At 66.1% G+C, this 10432-nt stretch carries 9 protein-coding genes and 1 riboswitch; of the genes, 1 reads left to right on the top strand and 8 read right to left on the bottom strand.

The features are described from left to right. Nucleotides 1-487 precede the first annotated feature (487 nt). The 8 genes from AB0B25_RS31355 to AB0B25_RS31390 all read right to left on the bottom strand — a co-directional run bounded on the left by AB0B25_RS31355 (nt 488) and on the right by AB0B25_RS31390 (nt 9615). A complete protein-coding gene (locus AB0B25_RS31355) occupies nt 488-1747 on the bottom strand; it encodes an acyl-CoA dehydrogenase family protein (RefSeq protein WP_357187267.1) in 1260 nt (419 codons plus the stop codon). A 27-nt stretch (nt 1748-1774) separates the two neighbouring features. Then, the gene (locus AB0B25_RS31360; protein ID WP_357187269.1) at nt 1775-2653 is read right to left on the bottom strand and encodes an SDR family oxidoreductase; all 879 of its coding nucleotides are present in this window, start codon (nt 2651-2653) and stop codon (nt 1775-1777) included. Nucleotides 2654-2723: 70 nt separating this feature from the next. Continuing rightward, nucleotides 2724-3602, bottom strand: a complete 879-nt coding sequence (locus tag AB0B25_RS31365; protein WP_357187272.1) for a MaoC/PaaZ C-terminal domain-containing protein — start codon at nt 3600-3602, stop codon at nt 2724-2726. Continuing rightward, a complete protein-coding gene (locus AB0B25_RS31370; protein ID WP_357187275.1) occupies nt 3599-4033 on the bottom strand; it encodes an SRPBCC family protein in 435 nt (144 codons plus the stop codon). Before AB0B25_RS31370 ends, AB0B25_RS31365 begins: the two co-directional genes overlap by 4 nt. A gap of 42 nt (nt 4034-4075) precedes the next feature. Continuing rightward, nucleotides 4076-5281 carry a lipid-transfer protein gene (locus AB0B25_RS31375; RefSeq protein ID WP_357187278.1) on the bottom strand — a complete coding sequence of 402 codons (1206 nt, stop codon included), beginning with the start codon at nt 5279-5281 and terminating at the stop codon, nt 4076-4078. Between the two features lie 274 nt (nt 5282-5555). Continuing rightward, a complete protein-coding gene (locus tag AB0B25_RS31380) occupies nt 5556-6221 on the bottom strand; it encodes a helix-turn-helix domain-containing protein (protein WP_357187281.1) in 666 nt (221 codons plus the stop codon). 110 nt (nt 6222-6331) lie between these two features. Continuing rightward, nucleotides 6332-7462 (bottom strand): MFS transporter, encoded by a 1131-nt coding sequence (locus AB0B25_RS31385; protein WP_357187290.1) that lies wholly within the window; start codon nt 7460-7462, stop codon nt 6332-6334. A gap of 935 nt (nt 7463-8397) precedes the next feature. Beyond that, the gene (locus AB0B25_RS31390; protein WP_357187284.1) at nt 8398-9615 is read right to left on the bottom strand and encodes an NADP-dependent isocitrate dehydrogenase; all 1218 of its coding nucleotides are present in this window, start codon (nt 9613-9615) and stop codon (nt 8398-8400) included. A 420-nt stretch (nt 9616-10035) separates the two neighbouring features. Next, nucleotides 10036-10146: riboswitch (SAM riboswitch) on the top strand. An 83-nt stretch (nt 10147-10229) separates the two neighbouring features. Here AB0B25_RS31390 and AB0B25_RS31395 point away from each other — a divergent pair. Beyond that, nucleotides 10230-10432 (top strand): PLP-dependent transferase (locus tag AB0B25_RS31395; protein WP_357187287.1); only part of this gene is annotated, 203 nt, incomplete at its 3' end.

Consider the following 10432-nt stretch of genomic DNA (forward strand, 5'->3'; position numbering starts at 1 on the left):
CGCTGCTTGCGACTTCGTCGCGTGCGCAGCGGTCGCTCGGACGCGAGCCGGGCCGCGAACGGGCAATGCTCGGTCTCGCTTCGCTCGGAAGTTGGAGTTCAGCTCGATCGGGCGCGTTGGCGTGGAATCTGCGGCATTTCCCAGGCGCGGACCGCTGATGGACGCGGGCAGAGAACGCTCGAGTTCACTTCGCTCGGAAGCCGCTGGTAAGCGGGATCGGTGCGGAGTTCGTAGCAGTGTGCGTTCGCGGCGGTGTTCGATATGGCCGCGCCTGCGGGTGGTTCGCGGCCCACTGATGGACGCGGACGGGCAACGCTCGAGTTCACGTCGCTCGGAAGCTGGAGTTCAGCTCGATCGGGCGCGTCAGCGTGGAATCTGCGGCATTTCCCAGGCGCGGACCGATGATGGACGCGGGCAGAGAACGCTCGAGTTCACTTCGCTCGGAAGCCGCTGCTGAGCGGTATCGGTCGAGTACGTCACTCGGGAATTACGGCGCGAGTAGGTCCTTTGCGATGTGTGTCACCTGGATCTCATTGCTACCTGCGTAGATCATCAGGGACTTGGCGTCGCGCGCGAGCTGTTCCACGCGGTACTCGGTCATATAGCCGTTGCCGCCGAACAGCTGCACCGCATCCATGGCGACCTCGGTGGCCGCTTCGGACGCGTAGAGCTTCATCGCGGAGGCCTCGGCGAGTGTCGGCGGCTTGCCTGCCCTGCCGCGCTCCAGCGTGTTGAACACCATGTTCTGCACGTTGATCCGCGCGATCTCCATCTTCGCCAGCTTCAGTTGGACCAGCTGGAACCGTCCGATCTCCTGGCCCCAGAGCTTGCGACTTCTGGCGTATTCCAGACAGAGTCGGCGGCATTCGTTGATGATGCCCAACGCCATGAAAGCGACGCCGATCCGCTCGGCGGTGAAGCTGGCGCGGGCGCTGTTCCTGCCGTCGCCGCCCGTGTGCTCCTCGGTCTCACCGAGCAGCCGGTCCCGGCCGACCCGGACGTTGTCGAAGAACAGTTCGCCGGTCGGTGAGGAGTGCAGGCCCATTTTCTTGAAGGGCTTGCCTTGTGTAAGCCCTGGCATTCCCTGATCCAGTACGAACGTCAGCACCTTGCGTTCACGCGTGTCGCCGCCTGATCCGTCGTCGAGCTTGGCGTACACGATCATCACATCGGCATAGGGGCCGTTGGTGATGAAGGTCTTCTGCCCGTTGAGGATGTAGTCCGCACCGTCACGCTTGACAGTGGTCCGCATGCCACCGAACGCGTCCGAGCCGGAATCCGGCTCAGTGATCGCCCAGGCCGCGACTTTCGTCATGGTGACGATGTCCTTCAACCAGCGCTCCTGCTGTGCCAACGTGCCACGCGACATGATGGTGGTGGCGCCGAGACCGATGCTCACGCCCATCGCCGTGACCAGACCCATGCACACCCCGGACAGCTCGCCGATGAGCACCGCCATCAGCGATTCCTGTCCGGCGAACGGGCTGGCGCCGGACCGCTTCGTCTTCTGCTGCGGCCTCGACTCGCCCACGCTGAGCGCCTGCGCGGCCCGCTGCCTGGCCAGCATCTTGTCCACCGCTTCACCGCCCATGGCATCGATGCCGAACTGACTGAACAGCTTGCGGATGATCGGGTACGGCGGCTGTGCACCGCTGTCGAGCGCGTCCAGATTGGGGCGGATCTCCTTGTCGATGAACGCCCGCACGGCATCGCGGATCAGCACATCGGTCTCGGACCATTCGAACATCGTCGATCTCCTAACGTTCGCGCGAGGTCAGGGCAGCCGGGCGGCGATGTCGTCGATCAGCCACGGCCCCTCGGTCTCGATGGTCTTCACATCGTGCCAACCGGCCAGCTCGGAGATGGCGCCACCCTGCACCGCGAACACCTTGCCGGTGAGCGGGCACTTGTCGCAGGCCAGGTACGCGACCAGCGGCGAGATATTGGCGGGACTGAAGGTGTCGAAGCCGCCGTCTGCCACGGCTTCCGCCTCGGCGGCCATGAACTCGCCCATGCCGGGGGTGGCCAGGGTCAGCCGGGTGCGCGCGATCGGCGCGATCGCGTTGACCCGCACGCCATAGCGCGCCAGCTCGTCGGCGGCGACCAGGGTCAGCGCCGCGATCCCCGCCTTGGCCGCGCCGTAGTTGCCCTGACCCGCGTTGGGCATGGTGGTGCCGGAGGCCGACGCGGTATTGATCACCGCGGCATCGGGCTGATTGCCCGCCTTGGACTGTTGCTTCCAATACGCGGCGGCATGGTGCAGCACCGCGGCGTGGCCTTTGAGGTGCACCTCGATCACCGTGTCCCACTGCGCCTCGTCCATGCCAGCGAGGAACGCATCTCGCAGGATGCCCGCGTTGTTGACCACGATATCGAGCCCACCCAGCTCCGAAACCGCCCGGTCGACCAGATTTTTCGCGCCGGCCCAGGTGGCGATGTCGCCGGTGTCGGCAATCGCGGTGCCGCCCGCGGCGATGATCTCCCGTACCACCTCGTGCGCGGGACCGATGTCGGTGCCCTCACCCGCGTTGCTTCCGCCGCGGTCGTTGACGACCACGGCGGCGCCTTCCTTCGCGAACAGCAGCGCGTGCTCGCGGCCGATACCGCGGCCAGCGCCGGTGACGACGGCGATCCGCCCGGTCAGTACGCCCATGTGTTGTCTCCTGAGGTCCGTGCCGGCCGAATCCGGCGATCGAGGGTGCGGCGCCGCGACGCCGGCGGAGTCAGTCCGTGATCTCGGCGAGCCCGTCGGTGAGCACGATGTCCTCGCCGCGGACGGTCTCGAACGCGTAGGTGGTCACACCGCCGGCCGAGCCGGTCGTCCAGATACGGGTCTGCAGATCGTCACCAGGGAAGACCAGCTCGGCGAAGCGCACCGCGAATCGCCTCAGCCGACGCACATCCGAACCCGCCACCTCGGTGAGCACCGCCCACGATGCGAAGGCCATGGTGCACAGCCCGTGCGCGATGATGCCGGGCAGCCCGGCGTCCTCGGCCACCTGTTCGTCCAAGTGCAACGGCACCGGATCGCCGGCGGCCGGTGCGTAGCGGAAGGTCTGGTCGTCGTCGACGTGCTGGGGCACGACGGCGATCGGCTCCCGGGCCCGGAGGGTCGCATCGAACTTGTGCGCCGGGGCGAGCGCTCCGATCGTCTTGCCCGCATCGATATTGCGGAAGAAAGCGGTCAGATACTGCTCGTTGACCAGCTCACCCGCGTCGGTGCGGCAGTCGATGCGGAGGGTGATGGCCGTCCCGGTGGCGCGGCTGGTATAGCCGATCGCCTTGGCGCGCGATACCAGCCGGTCCCCGGGCAGGATCGCGCGGTGGAAGTGGAAGTCGTGCTCTCCGTGCACAACCCGGCCGAAGATATCCATCGGCGCGACGTCGATCACCGGCATCATCATGGCCTCGAAGACCGGAACGATGCCGAAGATCGGCGCGGCCACTTCGCCGGCCCGGTGCGCCGCGATCGGATCGTTCGTCGCGGCGGCGTATTCCGCGATGCGCGCGCCGGTGACCTCGAAACATTCTTCATCACACCAGATTTCCAAGCCGGCGTCGTCGAACTCGACGACGCGGGCGGCGCTGGTGTCGGTGCTCATGCCGAGGCCAGTGCGTCGAGCTGATCGAGCGACCGGTCCAACTGCGTGCGGCCGTCCTTTTCGACCGCTTTGCCGAGCGCGCCCTTGATCAGCGCGCCCTCGAAGTCGCCGGACACCAGGATCGTGCTTCCCTCGCCCTTGGGTCGGATGTCGAAGGTGAATTCGGTCTTCACCCCGGCCATGCCGACGCCGCCGAGAGTCAGTGTGTTCGGAGCGGCAACCGAGAGGATGGTCCATTCCAGCTTGTTCGCCATGCCGAGCATCACGATCTTGGCGACCAGCCTGGCGCCCTCGCTCAGCGCTGCGGGCGGCTCCTCCAGAAAGCGTTCGTGGATGGTGAACCATTTGTCCCAGGTCTGTGGGTCGGAGACGACCGCCCACAGTGCGGCGGGGGTCGCATTGACATCCTTGGTGGCTTCGATATGTCCCATGGGTTCTGTTCCTCGTCGAGTTCGTCTGCGGCGGAACCGGATTCAGCGGTCGGCGCGCTGGTAGGCGGTGACGACCGCGGCGCCGCCGAGGCCGATGTTGTGCTGGAGCGCGGCGGTGACGTGGTCGACCTGTCGCCGGCCGGCGGCGCCGCGCAACTGCCAGGTCAGTTCGGAGCATTGCGCCAGACCGGTGGCGCCCAGCGGGTGTCCCTTGGAGATCAGACCGCCGGAGGGGTTCACGACCCACTTGCCGCCATAGGTGGTCTGGTCGGCGTCGATCAGCTGTCCTGCCTCGCCCTCGCCACACAGGCCGAGGGCTTCGTACAACAGCAACTCGTTGGCCGAGAAGCAGTCGTGCAGTTCGATGACTTGGAAGTCTTCCGGGCCGAGCCCGGCCTGCTGGTAGACCTTCCCGGCAGCCTGGACGTTCATGTCATAGCCGATGAGATTCTTGGCGGTGCCGTCGAAGGTCGAGGCGAAGTCGGTGGTCAGCACTTGGCCGACGATCTGCACCGCCTGCGACGCCAGATCGTGGGAGTTCACGAAATCCTCGCCGGCGAGAATCACCGCCGCGGACCCGTCGGAGGTCGGCGAGCACTGCAGCTTGGTGAGCGGGTCGTAGATCATCCGCGAGCCGAGGATGTCATCGAGGGTGTACTCGTCCTGGAACTGGGAGTACGGGTTGTGCACCGAGTGTCGGTGGTTCTTGTAGCCGATCTTCGCGAAATGCTCCGCGGTGGTGCCGTACTGCTTCATGTGTTCCCGGCCCGCGGCGCCGAACATCCATGGCGCCACCGGAAACAACACCTCGGAGATCTCGGCGAGTGCCATGATGTGCCTGGCCAGCGGCTGCTCGCGGTCGTCCCAGGTGGAGCCGAGCGAGCCCGGCTGCATCTTTTCGAAGCCCAGTGCCAGCGTGCAGTCGGCCAGCCCGCCCCTGATCGCCTGCGCCGCGAGATACAACGCCGTCGAGCCGGTGGAGCAATTGTTGTTCACGTTGATCACCGGGATACCGGTCAGACCGAGTTCGTAGACGGCGCGCTGCCCCGAAGTGGATTCGCCGTAGACGTAGCCGACGTATGCCTGCTGCACCAGGTCGTAGGAGATACCCGCGTCCGCGAGCGCCTTGTTTCCCGCTTCCGCGGCCATCTGCGGATAGTCCCAGTCGCTGCCGTCCTCGTTCTTGCGACGTCCCGGCTTCTCGAACTTCGTCATGCCGACGCCGACGACATACACCTTCTTCGCCATCGAACTCCTCAGATTGCGCCTGCCTCGGCGAGCCGCCGCCCGAGTGGCAACGGTCGCGGGCGACCGTCAGGATCGAGCCGAAACAAACATACAAAGATGTATGTAAGTACGCAAGAGTGGGGCGCCGCTACGACCGAACGACCGGAACAACCTGGCGGTTACGCACTCATCTACTACATACAGCGAGATGTGTATGTAGTTTCCGCTGCGCCTGATATGAGGTGGATTCGGCGCACGGAGGGCCTCGCCGATCCAGACACGAGGGACCGCGCGTTCAATCTCGATTCGAGCGCGACGACCGCTCGGCGGGACGGGCCGCGAGGGCGACATCCGCGATCTCGCGCAGGTGCACACAGGCGCGGCGCCAACGGCGATGGGCGCGTTCGGCATCCGGTTCGATGAAATTGGCGATCAGGATGCCGCGCAACGCGTCCATCGCGGTGTAGATGACGTCGCGCGCCTCCTTGCGGCGCACATCGTCGGGCACGAACCGGGCGACCGCCATCAGCACCGCGTTGTTGACGAACGGCTCGACCCTTCCCATCGCGGCGGCGAGGACCGGATCGGTCCGCCCGGCCACCCACAATTCGACGGTCGCGATGAACAGCGGGCCTTGGTGCAATTCCCACAGGAATTCCAGCGCCGCCACGACGGGATCCGCACCGCCCTCGACCACGGGCATCTCCCGCATCGCGGTCTCGGCGCGCAACTGCGCCAAATGACTGATCGCCGCTACCACCAGGTCGGTCTTCGAACCGAAGTGGTGCACCTGAGCCCCGCGCGTCACCCCCGCTCGTTCGGCCACCCGAGGCGTCGTCGTCCCCGCATACCCGTACTCGACCAGGCAGTCGACCGTCGCGTCCAGCAGCCGGGTGCGCATCTCGGTGCTGCGCTGCTCCTGAGTCCGACGCTGCTGCTTCACGACAACACCCTTGGCCATCCGCCGATCCTACGTTTACATACAGACCTGTACGTTACGTCAAGCAGCGCGCCGCGACCGGGCATTCCCGGTTCGGGCTCAGCCTCGCCGAGGTGCCACTCGCACTCCGGTCAGCGGCGGGCGAGGGAGACGGTCGCTGTGAAAAGAAAGATGCCGAGGATGGCGAGGCAGGCACCCACGACGGCGGGGGCGGTGTAGCCGAAGCCGGCCGCGATGACGATTCCGCCGAGCCAGGCGCCCGCGGCATTGGCCATGTTCAGTGCGGCGTGGTTCAGGGCGGCGGCGAGCGTCTGGGCGTCGGCGGCGACGTCCATCAGGCGGGTCTGCAAGGCGGGACCGAGCGCGGCTCCCGAGCCGCCGACCAAAAACGCGCCGACGGCCGCGGCATACGGGTTGTGCGCGGCGGCGACGAATCCGGCGAGAATGACCGCCATCGCGATCATGATGGTGAAGATCGAGCTGTCCACGCCGCGGTCGGTGAGCACGCCACCGACGATATTGCCGACCACCATGCCGACGCCGAACAGCATCAGCACCAGCGGCACCTGTCCGACCCGCATGCCCGCGACGTCGGTGAGCGTGGTGGCGATGTAGGTGTAGACGGCGAACATGCCGCCGAAGCCGACGGCGCCGACCAGCAGGGTCAGCAACACCTGCGGGCGACGCAGCGCGCCCAGTTCGGTCATCGGGTTGGTCGCCTTGACGCCGGTGAGTTCGGGAACGAAACGGAACAGAGCCACGACGGTAGCGAGACCGATCACCGCGACCACGATGAACGCATCGCGCCAGCCGAGGTGCTGTCCGAGCCAGGTAGCAGCGGGAACACCGACGACATTGGCGCCGCTCAACCCCAGCATCACGGCGGCAATCGCTTTGGCCCGCTGCCCCGCCGGGGCGAGCGAGGCGGCGGCCAGCGAAGCGACGCCGAAGTAGGCGCCATGCGGCAAACCGGAGACGAACCGCGCGAGCACCAATGTCTGGAACGAGGGCGCCACGACTGTTGCCACGCTACCCAGCGTGAACCCGATCATCAGCCCGACGAGTAATCGTTTGCGCGCAACCCGCGCACAGAGCGCGGCGATCACCGGAGCGCCGATGACCACCCCGAGCGCGTAGGCCGACACCGCGTGGCCCGCAGTCGGCTCGGAGATGTGCATGGCGGAGGCCAACTCGGGTAGCAAACCCATCGTGACGAATTCGGTTGTGCCGATACCGAATCCGCCGAGTGCCAGCGCCAGCATGGCGGGGAGATGCCACCGCGTTCGATCGACCTCGTTGGAAACTTCGGGCACACGAGTGGCTACTGGATTCACACGCCTATGTAACCGCCCGGTGGGCGAATTCGCTTGCCGGGCAAACGTGAGTTCTGCCACCATTCCGCCGATATCGAACACGTCGCGGACACGACCGGGGCGACAGAAACCGCGCCGGGTCGGCACGCCCTCGGCACACCGACCGCATGGTCGAGGCAACCCGATTCTCCAGGCGGTGCCGAGATCCGTTGCCGGGCAATTTGATCCGATAGCGGAAAACTTCTGGCAACGTCGCATCACCGAGCGGCGGACACCGCATCGGCAACACCCGCGCGCCCGCCCGGCCGACACCCGCTGCGCGGGCGAGCACACCGAACAGCGGCGCACTGCGATCGGTTCCGCGGCCTGCCCCGACCGTGGAACCGTCCTTCAGCGCGGCTACTCGGACTTACGCCGCTCGGGCGTGAGCCGGTACCGCGCGGACCGAAGCCTGATCACAGTTGCGAGGTAGCGACGCACGGTGGTCTGTCTCGACACGGCTGATGCACTCGATGCCGTAATCGGAGGATTTCCCAAGGGATCGAGCAGGTATTCGGCCCCCGAGCAATCACCGCATCGGCGTCGCGCAAAGGGAGCGTCACCGGCAGGCCGATGCACCGACCAGTTCCCGATCCCGCGGTTTCGCTGACGACTGGGGCAACAGGTCGGCGGGCTGCGCCCGCGCCGACGCCGACGCGGGCGGCAGCGCCGAGGCGAGCCGGAACCGATCGCGAGAACAGTCCGGGCACCCGTTCCACCGCAGGTGGGGCGGGTGCCCGATTCCGTTCGGCCCGGCGCTGGGCTCGCACCCCAGCGCCGGAGTCGGCCGAGCAACGCGGCTCGGCCCCGCAGTTCGACGCCGAGACGTTAGGCGCCGGGTCGGCTCAGCGCAGCGCGCGGGCCAGGTTGGCGTCCAGCGCTCCGAGGAACTCCTCGGTGCTCAGGTAGCCCTGATCCCCGCCGACCAGCAGCGCGAGGTCCTTGGTCATCTGGCCGCCCTCGACGGTTTTGATGACGACGTCCTCCAAGGTCTGGGCGAAGCCGATGACCTCGGGGGTGTTGTCCAACTTGCCCCGGTGCTCGAGGCCACGGGTCCAGGCGAAGATCGACGCGATCGGGTTGGTCGAGGTCGGCTTGCCCTGCTGGTGCTGGCGGTAGTGCCGCGTGACGGTGCCGTGCGCGGCCTCGGCCTCACAGGTGCGCCCGTCCGGAGTCAACAGCACAGAGGTCATCAAACCGAGGGAGCCGAAGCCCTGCGCCACCGTGTCGGACTGCACATCGCCGTCATAGTTCTTGCACGCCCAGACATAGCCGCCCTCCCACTTCATGGAGGAGGCGACCATATCGTCGATCAGGCGGTGCTCGTAGGTGAGACCCGCCGCGTCGAACTGCGTCTTGAACTCGGCGTCGAAGATCTCCTGGAAGGTGTCCTTGAACATGCCGTCGTAGGCCTTCAGGATGGTGTTCTTCGTGGAGAGGTAGACCGGGTAATTCTGCTGCAGGCCGTAGTTGAACGAGGCCCGCGCGAAGTCCTCGATGGACTTCTTGAAGTTGTACATCCCCAGCACGACGCCGCCGTCCTCGGGCATTCTCACGACCTCGTGCTGGATCGGCTCACTACCGTCGTCCGGGGTGAAGGTCACGGTGACCGTGCCCGCCTGATACACCTTGAAGTCGGTGGCGCGGTACTGGTCGCCAAAGGCGTGACGACCGATGATGATCGGCTTGGTCCAGCCCGGCACCAGGCGCGGCACATTGGAGATGATGATCGGCGCACGGAAGATCGTGCCGCCCAGAATGTTGCGGATGGTGCCGTTCGGCGACCGCCACATCTTCTTGAGGCCGAACTCCTCGACGCGCGCCTCATCCGGGGTGATGGTGGCGCATTTCACACCGACGCCGTGCTGCTTGATGGCGTTGGCGGCGTCGACGGTGACCTGGTCGTCCGTCTTGTCCCGGTACTCGATGCCGAGGTCGTAGTACTCGAGGTTCACGTCGAGGTACGGGTGGATCAGCTTGTCCTTGATGAACTGCCAGATGATCCGGGTCATCTCGTCGCCGTCGAGTTCGACGACGGTGCCTTCAACCTTGATCTTGGACATGGATCTTCGTGTCCTCCTAGGATGGTGCCTTTATTGCACGGCCAGGCGAACACGCTTGTGAGCGGACCCCAGCTGTTCCAACAGACAACGTATATGCCCCGCGTTGTCCGCGAGACTCGGGTGCAAACAAGACAAGCGTACTGCTTATGCGGACCCCCGCGCGCAGGCAGCCCCCCGAGTGAGCGGGGCCGCGATGGTTACCGATTGGTAGGTAGACGACATCTTCCCACCCGAGGCGCACCGTCACAGTGACGCCGCCCGGGACGTCGTCCACCGCCGGTGCACGAGGCGGAACGCCTCAACTGCACAGAGCCCTTCGACGAGTTCATGCGCGCCTGCTGCGGCAAGCGAACCACCGATGGCCAGTGGGTTCGGCGAAGGATTTCGGCCGCGGACCGCCTGCCAGCTATGATGCGACAAGGTCATGAGTGCCAGCGCGAAGCCCCGGCTCGCTGGACGGCAACCCTCCAGCTGCGGTGGGGTGCTCCGGGTGATGACCTGGCTTCCGAAAGCCGGAAGCAAGCGCGCATCAGGAGGTCGCCGACATGTGTCGTTGTTCCGCACCCACACACCGATAGCCCTGAGTACCGGCGAACACCTTTTTGGAGCACACCATGACCGAGTCCAGTGCGGGCGCGAACGACCCGTCGCAGTGGTCTTTCGAGACCAAGCAGATCCACGCAGGCCAGGTTCCCGACAGCACGACCAACGCCCGCGCGCTGCCGATCTACCAGACCACCTCCTACACCTTCCGCGACACCACCCACGCCGCCGCACTATTCGGACTCACCGAACCGGGCAACATCTACACCCGGAT

Origin of the sequence: Nocardia sp. NPDC049190 (assembly GCF_040648115.1) — a bacterium.
Lineage (GTDB): Bacteria > Actinomycetota > Actinomycetes > Mycobacteriales > Mycobacteriaceae > Nocardia.